Annotated in this window: 17 protein-coding genes; 4 read left to right on the top strand and 13 right to left on the bottom strand. The window is 62.4% G+C overall.

Translation table 11 applies throughout. From position 1 onward, the window contains the following. Positions 1–53: 53 nt before the first annotated feature. Both CH302_RS03105 and CH302_RS03100 read right to left on the bottom strand, forming a co-directional pair. Positions 54–818, bottom strand: a complete 765-nt coding sequence (locus CH302_RS03105) for a polyprenol monophosphomannose synthase (RefSeq protein ID WP_037193790.1) — start codon at positions 816–818, stop codon at positions 54–56. Beyond that, positions 815–3,925: a glycosyltransferase family 2 protein gene (locus tag CH302_RS03100; RefSeq protein WP_141216593.1), complete on the bottom strand. Its 3,111-nt coding sequence runs from the start codon at positions 3,923–3,925 to the stop codon at positions 815–817. Before CH302_RS03100 ends, CH302_RS03105 begins: the two co-directional genes overlap by 4 nt. A gap of 147 nt (positions 3,926–4,072) precedes the next feature. Here CH302_RS03100 and CH302_RS03095 point away from each other — a divergent pair, with 147 nt between their 5' ends. Continuing rightward, complete coding sequence (locus CH302_RS03095; RefSeq protein WP_037193792.1) at positions 4,073–5,017, top strand: glycoside hydrolase family 26 protein; 945 nt, start codon at positions 4,073–4,075, stop codon at positions 5,015–5,017. On the opposite strand, the gene CH302_RS03090 is transcribed toward CH302_RS03095, so the two are convergent. From CH302_RS03090 to CH302_RS03070, 5 genes are all read right to left on the bottom strand, one after another. After that, the gene (locus tag CH302_RS03090; RefSeq protein ID WP_052047924.1) at positions 5,018–6,001 is read right to left on the bottom strand and encodes a glycoside hydrolase family 26 protein; all 984 of its coding nucleotides are present in this window, start codon (positions 5,999–6,001) and stop codon (positions 5,018–5,020) included. Between the two features lie 212 nt (positions 6,002–6,213). Continuing rightward, a complete protein-coding gene (locus CH302_RS03085; protein WP_052047925.1) occupies positions 6,214–6,675 on the bottom strand; it encodes a preprotein translocase in 462 nt (153 codons plus the stop codon). After that, the gene (gene tatC, locus CH302_RS03080; RefSeq protein ID WP_230596382.1) at positions 6,663–7,469 is read right to left on the bottom strand and encodes a twin-arginine translocase subunit TatC; all 807 of its coding nucleotides are present in this window, start codon (positions 7,467–7,469) and stop codon (positions 6,663–6,665) included. The genes CH302_RS03085 and tatC overlap by 13 nt, the downstream gene beginning before the upstream one ends. Next, positions 7,466–7,693, bottom strand: a complete 228-nt coding sequence (locus tag CH302_RS03075) for a twin-arginine translocase TatA/TatE family subunit (RefSeq protein WP_037193794.1) — start codon at positions 7,691–7,693, stop codon at positions 7,466–7,468. The genes tatC and CH302_RS03075 overlap by 4 nt, the downstream gene beginning before the upstream one ends. A 33-nt stretch (positions 7,694–7,726) precedes the next feature. After that, positions 7,727–8,734, bottom strand: a complete 1,008-nt coding sequence (locus tag CH302_RS03070) for a dioxygenase family protein (protein ID WP_037193796.1) — start codon at positions 8,732–8,734, stop codon at positions 7,727–7,729. 178 nt (positions 8,735–8,912) lie between these two features. Between CH302_RS03070 and CH302_RS03065 the strand changes: the two genes are divergently transcribed. Further along, on the top strand, positions 8,913–9,944 hold the full coding sequence (locus tag CH302_RS03065; protein WP_037193798.1) for an ABC transporter substrate-binding protein: 1,032 nt from the start codon (positions 8,913–8,915) through the stop codon (positions 9,942–9,944). Here CH302_RS03065 and CH302_RS03060 read toward each other — a convergent pair. The 4 genes from CH302_RS03060 to CH302_RS03045 form a co-directional block, all read right to left on the bottom strand. Further along, the gene (locus tag CH302_RS03060; protein ID WP_037193802.1) at positions 9,922–10,542 is read right to left on the bottom strand and encodes a class I SAM-dependent methyltransferase; all 621 of its coding nucleotides are present in this window, start codon (positions 10,540–10,542) and stop codon (positions 9,922–9,924) included. The two genes, CH302_RS03065 and CH302_RS03060, sit on opposite strands and share 23 nt — an antisense overlap. A gap of 157 nt (positions 10,543–10,699) precedes the next feature. Continuing rightward, positions 10,700–12,013, bottom strand: a complete 1,314-nt coding sequence (locus CH302_RS03055) for a hypothetical protein (RefSeq protein WP_037193804.1) — start codon at positions 12,011–12,013, stop codon at positions 10,700–10,702. Between the two features lie 70 nt (positions 12,014–12,083). Continuing rightward, entirely contained in the window at positions 12,084–12,677 is a 594-nt protein-coding gene (locus CH302_RS03050) for a hypothetical protein (RefSeq protein WP_037193806.1), read from the bottom strand. A gap of 20 nt (positions 12,678–12,697) precedes the next feature. Then, positions 12,698–13,927 (bottom strand): hypothetical protein, encoded by a 1,230-nt coding sequence (locus CH302_RS03045; protein WP_141216592.1) that lies wholly within the window; start codon positions 13,925–13,927, stop codon positions 12,698–12,700. A 626-nt stretch (positions 13,928–14,553) separates the two neighbouring features. Here CH302_RS03045 and CH302_RS03040 point away from each other — a divergent pair. After that, complete coding sequence (locus tag CH302_RS03040) at positions 14,554–14,880, top strand: hypothetical protein (RefSeq protein ID WP_052047926.1); 327 nt, start codon at positions 14,554–14,556, stop codon at positions 14,878–14,880. A gap of 160 nt (positions 14,881–15,040) precedes the next feature. Next, entirely contained in the window at positions 15,041–16,009 is a 969-nt protein-coding gene (locus tag CH302_RS03035) for an AurF N-oxygenase family protein (RefSeq protein WP_037193809.1), read from the top strand. Here CH302_RS03035 and CH302_RS03030 read toward each other — a convergent pair. Continuing rightward, positions 15,982–16,713: a TetR/AcrR family transcriptional regulator gene (locus CH302_RS03030; protein WP_052047927.1), complete on the bottom strand. Its 732-nt coding sequence runs from the start codon at positions 16,711–16,713 to the stop codon at positions 15,982–15,984. The genes CH302_RS03035 and CH302_RS03030 overlap by 28 nt on opposite strands. A gap of 35 nt (positions 16,714–16,748) precedes the next feature. Continuing rightward, complete coding sequence (locus tag CH302_RS03025; protein ID WP_037193811.1) at positions 16,749–17,291, bottom strand: copper resistance CopC family protein; 543 nt, start codon at positions 17,289–17,291, stop codon at positions 16,749–16,751. Between the last annotated feature and the right edge of the window lie 2 nt (positions 17,292–17,293).

Raw genomic sequence — 17,293 nt, 5'->3', positions numbered from 1 at the left:
TTACATGTCGTTCTTCTTTCGCCGCTCCAACCGCCAGATATGAATAGGTGCGGTTATCGGATTTCGACTTCCGCCGTGTGTGCTGTTTGCTGCACCGATCTTTTCCGCCATCCCCAGATCGTTGTTTTCCACAGTGCTTCGAGGACGACGGCGCGGCTCATCTTGCTGGTACCGGATTCTCGTTCGCGGAAAGTGATGGGAACTTCGCTGATCTTCTTTCCGGTACCGGCCACCAACAATGCCATTTCGATCTGGAAGCTGTACCCGCGCGAGGTCACGGAATCGAGGTCCATGACTCGAAGCACGTCAGCCGTGAAAACTCGATAGCCCGCGGTGGCGTCTCGAACAGTCAACGGCGTGAGCATGCGCACGTACGTGTTTCCGGCTTTCGAGAGGATCTTTCGGCTCAGGGGCCACCCCTCGGTACGCCCGCCGGGCACGTAACGGGATCCGATGACGAGGCCGACCTCCGGAGCGTAGGAGGCCGCGATCATCGCGGGTAATCGTTCGGGAGGGTGACTGCCGTCGGCGTCCATCTCCACCAGTCTCGTGAATCCGTCCTCGAGGCCGTATCGGAACGCATCGAGGTACGCGGTGGCCAGACCCGATTTGGCGGGCCGATGCAGAACTCGCACGTCCGGATGCTCGGCCGCCAGAGCGTCCGCGATGTCCCCGGTGCCGTCGGGACTGGAATCGTCGATGACGAGAATCGTGGCACCGGCAACGGAATCCAATGCCCGACGCACCAGCGGAACCAGATTGGCGGATTCGTTGTAAGTCGGGATGCACACCAGGACGTCCGAGTAGGTGATTGTCATCGCGCCAACACCTTCGGGGTCCAGATCAGGTAGTACCCCGCGAACTCGCCCTGACGCGTGAAGGGCACCTTGTTCGAGAGCCGATACGGCGTGTCTCCGGTGGTCAGATACTGATTGATCGCTCGTCCGTTGTCGGTGTTCAGACTCAAATAGATCGTGCCGAAATGTGATTGGTCGATCGCTTCGCGGTATGCGTTCATGCCGTTCTTGTTTCCGTAGTTCAGACTGAACGTGTCCGTCCACAGGATCGGTTCCACCTCACCGCGCAGGGCGTAGCGCTGCGCCGACGGTTCCTCACCGAGGATGGCTTTGTTCGGCGAGACGGCGATCTCCTCACGTAGGGCCTCCACCACCGCGGTGTCGTCGACCCACGAGGTGAGGAACTCCTGTGATTGAGTCCAGCCCAGGACCAGCTGCATCGACAGCGCAGCGACCGCGAACGGAACCCCGAACCACCTCGAGCGAGCGATGAACCAGCCGAGCAGGTACCCCGCGAGTGGGGCCGCGAACACCATGCCGAATGCGACGTGTTTGGACAGCGACGTTTCCTCGCCGATGCGAATCTGCTGTGCAGGCCCGATGACACTGAACGCCAACAACGTCAGGACCAGCGGCCAGCGACGCCACTGGAGGGCAGCACCGAACACCGCCAGGATCAGGATCACCCCGATCCACATCGCAGCGTTGGTGAGCAGCAGCGACGCCGAGGCCGGAGAGATCGGTGTGCGGTTGGTGGTGGTCGAGACGATTCCGGGCACCAGATCCTGAGCCCAGAACACCAGAACGAAGAAGGAGATCGCGACGGCCGACAATACGATCAACAGAGCCTGCCGGACGGCTCCCCACCGAATCTTGTTCCACGTCAGCAGCATTCCGATCACCGCGATACCGGGGAGATAGACCGCAGTGGCGTACTTGGTGAGAAACGCCAAGGCCAGTACTGCGCCGATGATCGGAGCCCAGAGCAATGAATCCTGTTGCGCACTGCGCACTGTGAGCCACAGGGCGACGGCGACCAGACTCATGGCCATCGCATCGAAGGTCGCCATGTGAGACAGGAAGATCACCGAGCCGCACAGCAGGAAGACCGCGGCACCGAGCAGGCCCGCGAGCCGGCCGAACAGCTGGCTGCCCACGCCGTACGTCGCGACGATCGCCACCCAGACGAACACCATGCTGACCATGCGTGCTGCCTCGAGGCCGCCGACGGAATCGGCTGCTGCAGCGAGGATCGGGAACAGGCCCGGAGCGCCGGAGAAGTAGGCACCCGGATATTCCGTGACGTTGACGCCGTCGGTGATGTGCTCGATCATCCGGTGCCCGACGAACACGTAGAGGCCCTCGTCCTGGAAGGCGGTGGTGTTGGAACCGGGCCGAAGCGACAGAGCCGAGGACACCGCGCACATCAGAACCAGCCACGGCCACGACGCCGTCAGCCAGCTGCGGGGCGTCGAGGGTGTGCGCCGGGTGGAGCGAGCGGGTGGCATCTGGTGCACGAAGGTCGAGATCTCCGAGCGAAACAGTTTTCGCCGCAACGTCATCGGATCGAGGAGGGTGGGGAATTCGGTACGCCAGAACATCAGGGGATAGACCACGACGAGGTTGAAGACGGCGAACCCGATCATCGGTGCGTAGTTCGACCAGCCGTATTCGGGAGCTCGCCAGAAGACGCCGACCCACATCGCCACCTGGACGAGCACCAGCCATGTGGTCATCAGACGTTTGACGCGCAGAGCGGTGGTGGAGCGGGTCTTGATTCCTGTCGCCTGCCACGCGTCCGTGCGACCCCGGAGGACATCGAACACCGCCACGGAGTGGATGTAGGAATAGAACGTCTGCACGCGGTCGAGCCCGATGGCGCTCTCGCGACCCATGGTGACGACGGGGACGATGGCGATGCGCACCACCATGGCCAGGAACACGAAGAGGTAGTTGTTGATGGACACGTCCTCGGGGGCGAGGAAGGCCATCAGAATCGGCGGCAGCGCGATGGCATAGATGTTGATCGCCGTGTCGATGTAGTACATGAAGCCAGACCAGAAGCACAGGCGTTGGCGCAGTGAGAATTTCACCGCATGGAAATCGCGGGACTTGAGCAGACTCATCGAGCCGTTGGCCCAGCGGTACTGCTGATTGGAGAACTGATCGAGCGTCTCCGGGCACAGTCCTTTCGATACGACCACCGGCACGTACCGAGTTCGGTATCCGACCCGCATGAGATCGACACCGGTGTAGACGTCCTCGCTGTGTTCGATGGCCGAGAAGCCGCCGCCGACCTCGAGGGCGCTGCGCCGATAGATCGCGCAGGTACCGACGCAGATCGACGCGTCGCTTCGATCTCGCGCCGCTTGGATCCAGCGGTAGAACAGCACCTGCGTCGCCCCTGCCGAGTACTCCATCCACTTCATCCGCAGCGTGGTGTCGAAGTACTGCGGACTCTGCACGATGGCCACGTCCTCTTCGGTGGTGTACGGCATGAGTTGGTACAGATAGTCCGGCCGCGGTACGAAATCTGCGTCGAGAATCGTGATGAAGTCCCCGTGGGACTCGTCGAACCCGAAACGCAGATTGCCTGCCTTCTTCAGATATCCACGATTGGGCCGGACGCGATACTCGTAACCGAAGGCATCGGCCAAGTCTCGAACGCTGTCCCGATCGGAATCGTCGAGCACGTAGACGGTCAGCTCGCCACTCCACTGGAGCCGACTAACATGCCAGAAAGTGTTGTGCAACACAGTGATGTCTTCGCCCGCGCTCGGCAGGAACACATCGACGCTCGGGTAGTGCACGGGCAGATACGCACGTACTCGCTCTCGGTGGCCGGCCAAGGTGTCGCGGCGCGGCTGCACGGAGGTCAGCAACGAGAGGATCATCGCTGCCGTCGTGATGGCGAGTGGCACGAGCAACGGAATTGCCCACGCCTGCCCCTGCACCAGGTACAGCAGGCTGACCGTGGTGAGAAAGCCACCGAAACTCGACGCCAGGGGAATCCAACGGTGCTCACTCTGCAGGTACGAGTCGCGCTCGATATCCGTTGGTGGAGATGCAAGTTCACTCGAATCCGGTGGAGCGAAGCGCACAGTATGGCTCTGGAAGATAGACGTCATGACGACCAATCGGCTCACGAGCGCGGCAGTGAAGATGGAATGGGGTCGTCATTGACCTGGTGTCCCCCGACCACCGAAACATACCTCGAGATTGCTTGTGCCGCTGTTTTCGGACTGTCCGTCGTTTGATCTAACCTGGGACTCCTTATGACCCGCTTTCGGACGTCGTTGCTCACGCTCATCACTGTGCTGTCCGTCGCGGTCGGTGGCTGCTCGTCAGTGCCCGACCGCCCTGCGCGCACGTTCGGTTTGTCCTCGGACGGCGAAAATGCCGGAGTGAGATCGGCTTTCGCCACCGGTGCGGAGCTGGGGAGAGAGCCCCAGGTGGTCAACTTCTTCGAGGCATGGGCGTGGCAGCGTCCGCTACCGGTGGGCACCCTGTACGAGATTCACAACCGAGGCGCGATTCCTGCCGTTACCTGGGAGCCGTGGGATCCGAACGCCGGCGAGTATCAGGACAACTATTCACCGTCTCGTATTGCGTCCGGCGAGTTCGATGCATACATCACCCAATGGGCCGAAGCAGCAGCGCAATTCGATCAGCCCATGCAACTTCGCTTTGCACACGAAATGAACGGAACCTGGTACCCGTGGTCGGTCGACGGTTCGCGAAGTACCGCTGACGACTACCTCACGGCCTACCGACGCGTTCACGACATCTTCATGCGCACCGGTGCCAACAAGGTGCAATGGGTGTGGTCCTTCGACGCCAGCAGTGGCCGCGCGGAGGGGCTGCCCACCGCCGAGGCGTCGTACCCCGGTGACATGTACGTCGATGTGATCGGCATCGACGGCTACAACGGAGGCGGCGAGGCGACGTCGTGGCAGACGCCGGACGAGGTCTTCGGCGGGGCGCTCCAGACAGCGAACGCCGTCGCGCCGGGCAAGCCGGTCTGGATCTACGAAACCGGAACCGGAGACCGGTTGGGTGACAAGCCTGCCTGGATCACAGACCTGTTCGAGTACCTGGACTCGACCTCGGTCAGCGGAGTGCTGTGGTTCGATTTCGACAAACAGGGTGAGCCGAACTGGCGTCTGGACAGCTCGCCCGCCGCACTCGACGCAGCATCGGCCGCGCTGTCTGCCTGGTAGTCAGCTCCTGGGCCGTGCGGCGAGAGCCGATGCCATGGCGGCAGCGGAGGCGGGACTGCTGTCGATGCGCCAATCCACTTCCTTGTTCATGTCGAACCACAGGAACCCGGTGACGTCCGGCTGCGCGGCCAGGTACTCGATCAACCGGGTGATCCAGGCAGGCTTGGACCCACCGGCCTCGGCGGACGCGACCTCGCCGACGACGATGGGCTTGCCCGGAGCGAGTGCCCGCACCTGCGTCAGTCCGTCGCCGAAGAGCTGATCCGGGGTTTGCCACACGCTCCACGATTGACTGGTTCCCCAGTTGTACCCGTCGAGACCCACTGCATCGACGTACTGGCTGCCGGGGTAGACCACCGACATGGGAACGGCGTTGGGCACGTTCGGATTCCACACCCACTCGACGTTGGAAGCACCGGCTGCGGTGAAGAGATCGTGAACGTGGCGATATGCACGCACGTAGTCGCCGTCGGTGTTGCCGTTGACCCGATCTGCCCACGGATACCAATTGCCGTTCATCTCGTGCGCGTACCGAAGCATCACTGGTTTGCCCCAATTGGCCAGTGACCGAGCCCATTCGGTGATGTAGGCGTCGTACCGGCCCGAGGTGATGTCCGAGGACTGGAAATCGGGTTGCACGACGCCCGCGCCCGCAGCCCAGGGCTCCCACGTCAGCAGAGTCGTCGACCCGCGTGCATCGGCGGCGTCCAGCTCGGCGATGGGAGCGGGCTGTGCGAAGTCCTTGTAGATCACGGCGAGCGAGGCACGCTCGCCGAGGACGGATTCGATCTGCTCCAACTCCCACGTGGCGGACGGGCCGTTGGGATTGATGATGCCCAGACGCAGGGGTGCCGAGGAGATCTGTTGAGTTCGCGATGTCATCGGAGACGACGATGCCACGACAGTCGAACCGAGGACGAGCGGGATGACGAGTGCGGCAGCTGCGACGCCGATCGTTCGCGCCAACGACCTGGTGTTCCTCATGCTGCGACGGTAGTACTCCGGCTGTCGCTGCAGGTCAGAACGGCAGTGCCAATTATGCTCCATAGCAACATGTTTGGTTGCTAGCCCGCTTCATTCGGGCAGTGTCACCGGTTTTCAGGCGCGGGCGGTCGCAGGGACTGTTTGTCCAGGCTCGTGCGGACCACAAGTTTCGCTCGAAGCCGGTGTCAATTTCGCTCGAACCGGCTGACACTTCAAGCTGTCGGACCAGGACCGATACTCGACGTAGCGGCTTCCGGCGTCAGTTGCGCCGCGATGCGACGTGGATCGTCCTGGGGGAGTGAGTCGATGAGGATGCGTCGTGGATGTGATGCCGATCCGGTGATGAGGTATTTCTGACCGGGCCGCACCCGGGCTGCTTCGGCGAGGACTGGTTCCGGCCACTCGGATTTCGGAGCGGAGTCGGTGTCACGCAACGCGTCGGTGACGATGCGGCGTGGGTCGTATTGCCGCAGGTTCATCGATTCCCATTCGCTACGCCTGAGCGGAACGCCCATCTCGTCTTCGGCGGCCGTGCGGGTGGTGTCGACGAAGTGGCGCACAGTGCGCACGGCGCGGGTGAGTTGGTGGGCGTATCCGGGGAGGCGCGAGGGGCCGAGGACGAACCCGGCGATGATCGCGACCAGGAAGAGTTTCTCGAAGGTCAGGCCGAACATGATGAGAGCTCCGGTTTCGGTGGTGTCAGGGCGCGTCTGTCGTGTATTTCGGTGATCACGATTGCTGCCCCGAACAGTGTGGCCATGGGAACCGCGACGAGGAACATCGACAGGACGTCTGCGGCGGGCGTGACCAGTGCACTGAACAGCGCGATGGCGACGACGCTGATACGCCAGCTGCTGCGCAGCCTGCGCGCGGAGAGGACGCCGAGGCAGTTGAGCATCACCAGCAGGGCCGGGAGGACGAAGGCGATGCCGGTAGCCAACACGATCTTCATGACGAAGTCGACGTAGTAGGAGGCGTTGAGGATGGTGCTGTCCTGGTCGGAGGAGAAACCGGCGAGGACGCTGACCATGCGGGGGAAGATGGCGAACCCGAACACGCAGCCGGCGACGAACAGTGGAGCGGCGGCCGCGGAGAAGCCGTAGACGTACTTCTTTTCCCGACGCGTCATGCCGGGGGTGAGGTAGGCGAACAGCTCACGCAACCACACCGGAGACGACACGATGACGCCGGTGAACAGGGCAATCTTCAGTTCGAGATCGAAAGCGCCGGTGACGGTTTCGAAGTTGAGGCTGGCCTGGCGGGTGAGGGCGAGTTCTTCGACGGGTGCGCGCAGGATGTCGAGAATCTGATCGGACAGCGCGAATCCGATTGCTATGCCGACGAGCAGCGACACCGCCGCGCGTATCGCGCGGCGACGTGCCTCGCGCATATGCCCCGCAAGAGGCATGGTGCCCCGTGGGGTGGCAGGCAGTGTGGCTGAGCCCTGCGCGGCGGTGGCTGTGCTCACGACGTGTGTCGGTACGGAACCGGCGTGGATGCAGCGTCGGCGAACACCGGTGCCGGCGTGTCGTCACGCGTGGCGGTCTTCTTCTCCTCGCGCACTTCGTCTTTCAGAATGCGCAATGACTGGCCGACGCCCTTGGCGAGTGAGGGGAGCTTGGTGGAGCCGAAGACGAGCAGCAGGATGGCGAGAACGATGAGGGCGTGCCATCCGGTGAGGTTGTGCAACATGGTGTTTCCTTCGGGAGTGTGGGGTGAGGGTGATCAGTTGGTGGGTGCGGATGCGCCGGCCGGGGGAGTGCCGCCGCCCATCGGAGCCTGGCCGCCGCCGCCGCCTCCGCCTGCTCCGCCCGAGGGCGGCGCGCTCATGGTCGGTTCGGTGGTGGCGTCGATGGCCACGGCGAGCGATCCGACGTAGCCGGAGGTGGGATCGCCGGTGAAGGTTCCCATCTCCAGGTCGTAGCCGTCGCCGAAGACGTTGTCGTTGTCGAGGCTGCCCATCTGGGTCAGGTTCTTCGCCGAATCCGGGTACAGGTCCGTCTTCTCCTGGTAGACGGTCTCGAGCATGTCCTGCGGGAATGCGACCTGCGATGTGGCGATTGCGTTCTCGACGTTGGTAGCCGATGCGGCGTCGGGATAGACCTCGTAGTGAATGTGGGTCCAGCGTCCGGAGTAGCAACCGGGAACGATCGTGTCGAAGGTGACCGTGCCGTTGGCATCGGCGACCTGAATTCCGCGAAGGTACGTTTCGTCCTCGATGCCCTCGGAGTACATCGAATACTCGCCGGAGGCGTTGCACTGCCACAGGTACACGGCCGCGCCGGTGTAGGGGTCGTTGCTGTTCGCGAGGTCGGTGAGGGTGAAGGTGAGCGAGAGGGCAACCCCGCTGACCGTGGTGCCGCCGTCCAGGCTGGACGTGATGTCTCGGCGCACGATTCCGGACTCTCCCAGTACGTTGACGCCGTTCGTGCCGTCGGCCGGGTAGGGGCCGTTGGTCTCCTGGGGGATCTCAGTGGTGGCGCTCGCGGTGGTCGCCGACGTGGAAGCTGCTGTGGTGGTGCTGCTTCCGGCGCTGGAGGTGCTGGAGCAGGCGGCGAGTGCGAACGCTCCGGCCCCGGCACCGACGAGGCTGAGCACACGTCGGCGAGTGACGAGGGTGGTGATGTCGAACCCGGCACCCTGATCGACCACTTCCTCATCGGGGCGGTCGAGGAGTCGGCCCTCGTAGGTTGGTCCGGCAGAAGTGTTGGTGGGCTCTGGAATTCGGGGCATCGTCGGTCTCCTCTGAGATGGCGTCGGTTCTTTCGGTAGTGCCAATACTCTGGGACGTTCCGGTGAGGACGCTGAACCATCGCTGCGAGGTTTCTGTGAGCCGAGAGCAGGGGGTGTTCGCATCGAAAGGAAGCTAAGGCTAACCTATAGACTCCGATCGACGAGCTACAGGACTTTCATGACTCATCGCCTCACGTTCCGCTTCGCTGCAGTGCTCACCGCCGTGGCGGCCGCGTCCATCGCACTGGCCGGCTGCACCTCCGACGATTCGACCGACAGCCCGACCGAGTCGCCGTCCACCGGCGCATTTCCGCTGGCCGTGCACCACATGTACGGAGACACCACGCTGGACGCGGTTCCCGAACGGGTCGCGACATGGGGATTCGGCACCACCGACGCGGTGCTCGCACTGGGCGTAGTCCCGGTGGCAATGCCGTCGGCCGAGTACGGCGGAGGTGACGATCTGATCTATCCGTGGGTGTCCGACGCGATCGAGTCGCTCGGCGGTCCGGCCCCGGTTCTGCTCGACAACGTCACGGACGCACTGTCGGTCGAGAAGCTTCTCGCCACCGACCCCGACGTCGTGTTGGCTCCGCACTCCGGACTGACGCGTGCCGAGTACGACGCGGTGACCGCTGCCGGCGTTCCCGTCATCGCCCCGCCCGAGGAACTGTGGTCGACGCCGTGGCGCGACGTCATCACGACGACCGGTGATGTTCTCGGGGTCCCCGAGCGCGCACGCGAACTCGTGGCCGATCTGGACCGCCAGGTGCAGGACGCAGGCGCTCGGCATCCCGAATTCGACGGCCGCACAATCGCATACGTGTCCGAGGCTGCCGACGTGTACTACCTTCTGTTGCCGTCGGACCCGCGAGTGGAGCTGCTCGAGAATCTCGGCTTCGTCTCACCTGCCTCGGTGACCGACCTCGCGACCGACGATGCCACCTACTCGACGACCGTCTCGGCGGAGAACATCTCGAAGATCGATGCCGACGTGGTCTTCACTCAGGTCGATACCGAGGATGCCCTGCAGCAGTTCCTCGATTCGCCTGTCTCGCGCCAGATTCCGGCCGTTGCAGCAGGTGTGGTCGCCGGATTCGTCGGGCAGGAAGCCGGAGCTGCAGTGGGCCCGACGGCACTGTCGATTCCGTACTTCCTGCCGACACTCGTCGACGGACTCGCCGAAGCTATCGCGGTGTCCGCGAACTGACCCGAACCACCGCATCGCGCAACGTCTTCGAGTGCACACCCACACCGCCGACGGTCCTGGAACGCTCGATTGCGGTCTCGATGTGCCACGAGGAGGCGTCGAACAGGGCGGTGATCTCTTTTGCGGTGACGGTGGCCTCGTGCGGCGGCTCGCCATCTTGTGAATGATGGTGTCCGCCATCGTGCAGATGCCCGACGATGAGCAGCGAACCGCCCGGCGCGACCCACTGCGCGATGTGTCGATAGAACTCCAACTGTGGAATCGACGGATGCGCGTAGTGGGTCATCACCAGATCCCATCGCTCGGTGGGGTTCCAGGTCGTCAGGTCGGCTTCGATCCAGGTGACGTCGACCTTTGCTGTCTGCGCTTGTCGCGCGGCGGACTGGAGGGCGGCTGCGGAGATGTCGGCGCCGGTGACCTGCCAGCCTTGCTCGGCGAGCCAGATCGCCTCCCCTCCGGCACCGCATCCTGCGTCGAGCGCGGTGCCGGGCGTCGATCCGGCTGTTTCCTCCACGAGATACGGATTCGCGGCGACGGTATGGGATGTTCTGTCATCCCAATGGTGCTCCCAGTAGTCCTTGTCGAATGCGTGAGTCATCGATCGTCCTCTCCCGGTGGTGTGCTGATCGGAGCCTGACAGCCATCCGGTTCATTGGCAAGCGTGCTTGCTGAAACAGCAAACTGGCGTCGACCTCCCGTGCACCGGGGTCCTTTGACGCCACTGGGGAGCAGGGGGTTTTGTGTAGTGCGTTCGGCTATCCGGCGATCGATCGTTCTGGACCTGGCGGTTCATCGATACTCCTGTTTCGACCGGCTCCACGAGTCTCGATGGTTGTGGGTGCGTCTTCTTGGTACAGGTCTCGGTAAACCCTGCGGAACTCCTCCGAGTGCCGAAATTCTCGGTACACCGGCCAATGATCGAACGCGGACTTTCGGACATGATTTGTCGACCCGGCTTCGTGCATCAACTCCCCGGCTTCGGCGAAGTCGTCGAACAGGACTGCTCGTGACAGTCGGAGGCCGACGTCTCGTGCATCCCAATCGATTGTGTTCAGAATCGACTCACATGCTTGTTGATTGCCGATCCACTTGAAAGTCTGTGCACGATTGACTCTGAAGACCAGTGTGTGTTGCTCCGAACTGTGCTTCTTCATCGAGCATGCGTACTTCAACAGACGCGCAGCGAACGCCCATTCCTCGCACACCAGGAAGACGTAGATGACCTGCGCCAGATCGCGGTCGGCCTTCCCGATCTGCGTACTGCCACCGACGGATCGCCACACCTTCTGGGTCAGCATCACCGCGATGGTCAAGATGTCTTCACATGCCGACGCATAATAATTTGAAGTGGTTTCCAGGAATGTGCCCACGACCGGTGCTTCTCGAATGTTTTTGCCGCACTGTGAAATATAGTACGCAGACACACGGCCGCCCTGATGTGCGTACAGATTCCGTCGTTCGGTTATCTCGATCAGCGACTCCCGTTCGGTGAAATCGTCCATTGGACCGAGGTGGAATCGGACTCCGATTGCCTTGATTTGCTCCGCGTGACTGGATCGAAGGATCGACTCCACTTCCATCTCGATGAACAAACCGCGAACAGCCTCGATGTCTGCCAAAGGTGAGATGTCTGCCCAGTTGATCGATTTTGTCAACGGGTTCAGAAGTTCTGGCCGCAACTTGAAAGCCGCCCTCATGAGTTCGCTCTCGAACGTGTCGAATGCTGCGACCAGGGCCAGCATCATATTTCCCGCAAACGTGTGTTCTGCAGACTCCGACATTCTGAGTCGACGAAGACTGTCGGTGAAGGAGCGTTGCTTTGCCGGTGGGGCGAAGTATTGAACACGGTCAACTGATCCGGTCCCACTCTCCGGCGCGTACTCGAGCCGCGCTCGGTTCCAGTTCTCGACAGCCCGAGCAGTTCGTTTCTCGAGGCTGACCTGAAGTTCTGTGAAGTCGTTCTTCAAGGCCTCCACACTTGCGATCAGGTTGCTGCATGCCCGGCTCAGTGGGTGGTTCGGATCGTACGCGCCGTCATATTCGCTGGGCAGGAGCTGAGTCGAGTCCATTGTTGCCCCCAGGATCCACGGCAGATTCAGCAGTTACGTACTGAGTGCTGCGCAGCGAGAACTCAATTGCTTATCGAGGCGTATCTCCAGTGGTTAGAGATCTGCCGACGGTGGTCAGGGTGAAGAACTTATTGCGGCGGTCAGCGTTTCGGTCGGCAGGCGAAGTCTGTATGACCCCGTCTGCGAGAAGGTCGCCGAGCGCCCGAGAGATTTCGTCCGGTCGAACTGTGGCTTCGATATGGGAAACGGCTTCCAGTAGGGAGGAAGGCGTCACGTCCGATGTGTCCTTCATTGCTGCCAGCGCCGCATCGGCTATCCGCTTCTTTCGGGTCGCACGTCGGGGTTGCGACTGTACTGCGTCGATCGAGCTGAGTTGTATGTCGATGACCTCGTTGAGAGCCCACAGGGCACCCGCTAGGTACACGTGGCTGTGCTCACCGTTCAGCGCCTTCGTCGGGGTGTTCTGCACGTCGCCGCCATCGAGCTGCTCGCGCACAGCGGCAACTGCTGTTTGAACGCTCCGCAGATCCGACGGTCGACCGACCGTCATGATCCGCCCGACATCGTTGATCAGGCCTACCGCCGCGGTCAGCTTGGGCTTCGTGTCGCGAGCACGAGTCGCGAGGCTGCCTAGTAGCACTGTGAGATCGGCGGTAGAAGTCATGTGTCGAGGCTACCCCTTGTTCAATTATTGTCAATAGTTGTGTTCGGTTCGGGGAACCATTGGGCAGACCGGGTCGAGAAGTCGAAATGCCATGAACCGACCTCGTCGAGGCCAGGGCAGAGATGTTGATCTGGAAGGCATCGAGTAGGACTGCCGTCGGCGTACGGTCCTGCGAACGTGGCCTCTGCTCGGTGCGGTACGTACCTCGACGGCACGTGGTCGTTTTCGGTGTCGACCCACAGGGCGGGTCCGACGGCCATCACTACGAAAGCTTGGCTTTGCTGGGACAGGCGAGTAGCGGACCCGATCATGGACGCAGTCTTGGGGGTCATTGCCGGAACCAGTAGGAGATTGACTCCGATCGCCGCGAGCTGATCGATCAGTGCGCCGTCCAGGCAGTCCTTACATGTCAGTATTGCCACGGTGAACGATTCGCAGCAGAGCACCCGCACTTCGGTTCCGGCGGCAATTCCCTCCTGGTAGCCTTCGATCGTTGCCCCGTACAACTTGCCTGGCAGCCTTGCCCACCTCCCGCGCGTAGCGAAGTCGGCCCCGATGTGGACCCACACCTCATTGCGCACTCGGCCGTCACCATCCGGTTCGCCCGATATCCCTGCGACCACGAGGACAGGGCAACGCTCGAGGTCTTCGATTCCCGACTCGACGAGCTCGGCTGCCTGCTGGCTCAGTGAGTACTCCGGTAGTAGAGCGACCGGCGTATCGCGCTCGCCGGCGTCGCGAATCAGATTCAACACCCGTGCCGCTTGAATTCGAGGATCGGAAGGACCTGAGTTGGTGTAGGTCGGGGGCTCTCCCTCGTCTTTGACAACGTCGAACTCGTGCAGTCGAAGGTTCGGTTGCAACGTTGCGGCGCTCAGTCCGGTCGAGTCGCCGAGCATGCTGAGGCGATGCCAAAAAGAAAAATCTAGGACGAATCCGATCGTCGAAGCCGACTTCGGTGCGATCTGCAGCCGTGGCGACCGGGCGAGGTCCCTGCTCGGAAGGCTCGAGATGTTGGAGTTGGGTTTGTGTTCTCCGATCCATCGTCTCGGATCGTGGGCAAGAATGGGATGAACGTTTCCGGCCGTGACAGCGACTTCCAGTTCGTTTCGGAACCATTCGATGTAGGTGTGCCCGAACATTTCGTCGATTCCGCCGGCGATACCTCGAGCAACGACAAGGCTCGTGAAATTGGTGGTTGCGAACCGGTACTGCGCCAGTCCCTCTCGTGCGACTCGTTGGAGTGCCATCCGGTGGTCGGCGGATGCGAACGCAGACGAAGAATCTTCGGTGGGGTTCGACCCGCCCGATTCGAGAACTTCGGCAATGAATAATGCCTCGGTAGCCATAATTGCCGACTGTGGTTCGCCGATGGGCAACCCCCAATCTTGGGGCGTGTTGTTGTGGGAGTCGCAGAATTGCAGAAGAAGTGTCGATACTGCCAGCCAGGTAGCGTCGAGATCATCCATTCGCTGTATCGAGTCGATCAAGGTGAGCAGATCTACCTCTTGACTCGGGTTCATACTCGACGGCTCCTCAGGGTTCGAACAGGCAGTGCACTCTCGGAAGCGAGAGCCTACAGAGAAGGGGTCTTCTGTGTCGCGTAGTTCGATCGAAAGTATCGGTAGCGCAATGGGAATCAGTGGAGCGCGTTTATTGCAATAGTCTGTTCGATCGACATGGATCCCAGGAATTGGGCGGCATGCAGCGAGGTCCTTTGGTTAGTTCAGAAAGATCAATCCAAATCGCCGGTGCGCCAAGGGCTGCGTCGACCGCCTCGGGCTGCGCCGACCGTCGTCGAGTGGAGCAGGGGATTGGCACTCTCAACCGGCGAGTGCCAAAATGGAGGCACATTCTCACTCGAAAGGAGTCCGCAGTGACCGTCACCTCTCCCCATTTCGATACACGTGATTCGGACGACGACATGCCACCGAAGTGGTGGAACCGACGCATCCGTACCCGCGCTCAGGTGACCGAGATCGCCGTCATGTTCGGCGCGCTGTCGATCGTCTCGTTCTGGGCTGCCGGGCTCGGCATCGCGGCAGGACTGATCGCCGTCGCTTCCGCGCTCTGGGCCGATCGCAGCCCCGATCTCGCCGGGGAGCGAGCCGAACGCTCCGACACCGCCTTGGCCGTCGGCACCGGAATTCTCGGCATCATCGTCGGCGTCGGATTTGTTGTGATGGTGTTGCCGTACTGGTGACGTGACCCTCCCCGAGGCCGGTCGATCGCACAGCGGTCGGCCGGTTTCGTCGTTTCGAAGAGAATTTCCGTTTTATCTGCGACGGTCCGTTGCACTAACGCATTTTATGTGTGACGCTGTGTTGCGTACACATTGTTCGGACGCAGGCGGAAGGGCCACCATGACTGCAGTCGACGACGCACGAACGCTCTACCGAGACAACCTGCATGCACTGTCGACGGCATCGGTGCACCAGCACTTCGACGCCTTCCTCGACATCCCGTGGGATGAGCCCGAGTACGCGATCGTCCCCAACGATCCACGCTGGGTACTTCCCGACGAGGATCCGCTCGGCCACACCGACTGGTACAAGTCGCGTCCCCTGGACGAGCAGATCCGCATCGGCATGTATCGCCAGGCCAGCATGGTCAAGGTCGGCCTGCAGTTCGAGCAGATCCTCATCAGCGGACTCATGCACTACGCCCTCACGCTGCCGAACGATTCACCCGAATTCCGGTACTCGACGCACGAGGCGACCGAAGAGTGCCACCACACCCAGATGTTCCAGGAACTGGTGAACCGTATCGGCATCGACGTACCGGGCGGGCCCGCGTGGTTCCGCAAGATCGTGCCGGTGCTCGCACTGTTCGCGAGCCGATCGGCACCGTTCGGATTCTTCGTCGGCGTCCTCGCAGGAGAGGAGCCGATCGACCACATGCAGAAGGGAATTCTGCGCAGCGGTGCGGTGGGGCACCCTCTGGTGATGCGCGTGATGCAGATCCACATCGCCGAAGAGGCGCGGCACATCGGCTTCGCGCACCAGTACCTCAAGCACAAGGCACCGCGGCTCGGACGCGTTCAGAAGGCGTCGATCTCGGTGCTCATGCCCGTCATCATGCGAATCCTGTGCGACATGATCATGAAGCCCAGCAAGCAGATGCGACGCGACCTCGCCATCCCCGACGACGTCGTCGACGCCGTGTGGTGGAACAGCGAACCGTCACGAAAGGCGTTGCGCGACACATTCGGTGACGTCCGAATGCTGGCGGGTGAGCTCGGACTGATGAACCGCGTGTCCCGACGCGTCTGGCGCGCCCTCGGTATCGACGGACGCCCCTCGCGCTACCGCAGTGAGCCGTCGTTCGGCTGAGTTTCCTCGACGACGCTTTCGAGGGGCACCTGCGGGATCGCGATCCCGCGGGACGCTCCGAGTCCCTTGACCTGCAGCCAGATGGTGTCGGCCAGGAACGTGGCGAAATGATCGAGGCCGGTCCGTGATTCGGTCTGCCCGCTCCAACTGCGCACCGCACCCATGCAGCCGGAGACCAGGCCCGCCACCCACGGCCGCACCAGCGACCAATCGTCGGCGGTCAGGTCCGCGTGCACGAGCGCCAGGAACGCGGCGACGCTCACCTCCAACTGCTCGGCCAGCATTGCGTTGGTCTCCTCGAGGGGAGTCGGTGCCTCGGCACTGACGTCCTGCTCGACGAAACGCGTCCACGCGGGATGCTCGGCAACCCACCGCACGTAGGTGCTCACCACACGATGGACCACATCGCGAGGTGTTCCGGTCAACGCGAACGACGTGACCAACGTGGCCGTCAACTCCGAGCAGATGGCCCGCTGAATGGCCGTATCCAAGTCGGTGCGATCACGGAAATGCCGGTACAGACCGGTGCGATGCACCCCGGCCTCGGCGGAAATCTGAGCGGTGGTGAGCCGCTCACCGGGTGCGATGTCGCGCGCCAGCACCGTCATGGCGGCGTCGATGATATGGCGTCGACGATCGGTGTTGTGCTGTTCCCAACGCCGCTTACGGCCATCGGACTTCGGGCGTGGGCCACCGTCACTCATGCTGCATGTTCTCACGTCCGCACTGGTCGAGGCTGTCAGTTGCTGCGTTTGCGAAGCGCGAACAGAACACCGGCCGCACCCACAGCGACGACGACCACCGCGATGATCCAGATCGGAAAGCCGCTGCTGTCTTCGGTGTCTTCCGCGGCGGCGGTCGGTGTTGTTTCGGTAGGGGCTGGGGCCGCCGCTGCTGCGGTCGCCGCCGACGTCGGAGACGCCTGGGTGAGTTGGAACGGGATGCTGCCGGTGATCGGATGCCCGTCGGCGGAGACCACTCGGTAGCCGATGTTGTACTCACCCGCAGCGCCGAGCCCGTCCAGATCTACGGTCACCGTGCTGCCGTCGACGACGGGATCCGATGCTGCCCAATCGATCCCATCGGGTGCGATGACGGTGACGGTGGCGAAGTTCGACTGCACGGACTGATTGAACGTCAGGGTCACCTCGTCCGGCGCGGCGTCGAGCATGGAGTTCTCGGCAGGATTGCTGGACTGCAGAGACGCATGAGCAGCTGCCGGGGCGACCGACAGTGCCGTCGCGGTGAGTAAGGCGGCTGCGATAACGGCCAGGCGTTTCATCG

The sequence above is a fragment of the Rhodococcus sp. 15-2388-1-1a genome, assembly GCF_002259145.1.
Taxonomy (GTDB): Bacteria; Actinomycetota; Actinomycetes; order Mycobacteriales; family Mycobacteriaceae; genus Rhodococcoides.
The sequence above is the reverse complement of the archived record's forward strand: the minus strand, read 5'-3'. Positions and strand labels throughout refer to the sequence as shown.

Bases quoted from the DNA above. Each gene is read 5' to 3' on its own strand.
- CH302_RS03105 (WP_037193790.1), bottom strand. From the start codon at position 818: ATGACAATCACCTACTCGGACGTCCTGGTGTGCATCCCGACTTACAAC.
- CH302_RS03100 (WP_141216593.1), bottom strand. From the start codon at position 3,925: ATGACGTCTATCTTCCAGAGCCATACTGTGCGCTTCGCTCCACCGGAT.
- CH302_RS03095 (WP_037193792.1), top strand. From the start codon at position 4,073: ATGACCCGCTTTCGGACGTCGTTGCTCACGCTCATCACTGTGCTGTCC.
- CH302_RS03090 (WP_052047924.1), bottom strand. From the start codon at position 6,001: ATGAGGAACACCAGGTCGTTGGCGCGAACGATCGGCGTCGCAGCTGCC.
- CH302_RS03085 (WP_052047925.1), bottom strand. From the start codon at position 6,675: ATGTTCGGCCTGACCTTCGAGAAACTCTTCCTGGTCGCGATCATCGCC.
- CH302_RS03075 (WP_037193794.1), bottom strand. From the start codon at position 7,693: ATGTTGCACAACCTCACCGGATGGCACGCCCTCATCGTTCTCGCCATC.
- CH302_RS03070 (WP_037193796.1), bottom strand. From the start codon at position 8,734: ATGCCCCGAATTCCAGAGCCCACCAACACTTCTGCCGGACCAACCTAC.
- CH302_RS03065 (WP_037193798.1), top strand. From the start codon at position 8,913: ATGACTCATCGCCTCACGTTCCGCTTCGCTGCAGTGCTCACCGCCGTG.
- CH302_RS03060 (WP_037193802.1), bottom strand. From the start codon at position 10,542: ATGACTCACGCATTCGACAAGGACTACTGGGAGCACCATTGGGATGAC.
- CH302_RS03055 (WP_037193804.1), bottom strand. From the start codon at position 12,013: ATGGACTCGACTCAGCTCCTGCCCAGCGAATATGACGGCGCGTACGAT.
- CH302_RS03050 (WP_037193806.1), bottom strand. From the start codon at position 12,677: ATGACTTCTACCGCCGATCTCACAGTGCTACTAGGCAGCCTCGCGACT.
- CH302_RS03045 (WP_141216592.1), bottom strand. From the start codon at position 13,927: ATGGCACTCCAACGAGTCGCACGAGAGGGACTGGCGCAGTACCGGTTC.
- CH302_RS03035 (WP_037193809.1), top strand. From the start codon at position 15,041: ATGACTGCAGTCGACGACGCACGAACGCTCTACCGAGACAACCTGCAT.
- CH302_RS03030 (WP_052047927.1), bottom strand. From the start codon at position 16,713: ATGAGTGACGGTGGCCCACGCCCGAAGTCCGATGGCCGTAAGCGGCGT.
- CH302_RS03025 (WP_037193811.1), bottom strand. From the start codon at position 17,291: ATGAAACGCCTGGCCGTTATCGCAGCCGCCTTACTCACCGCGACGGCA.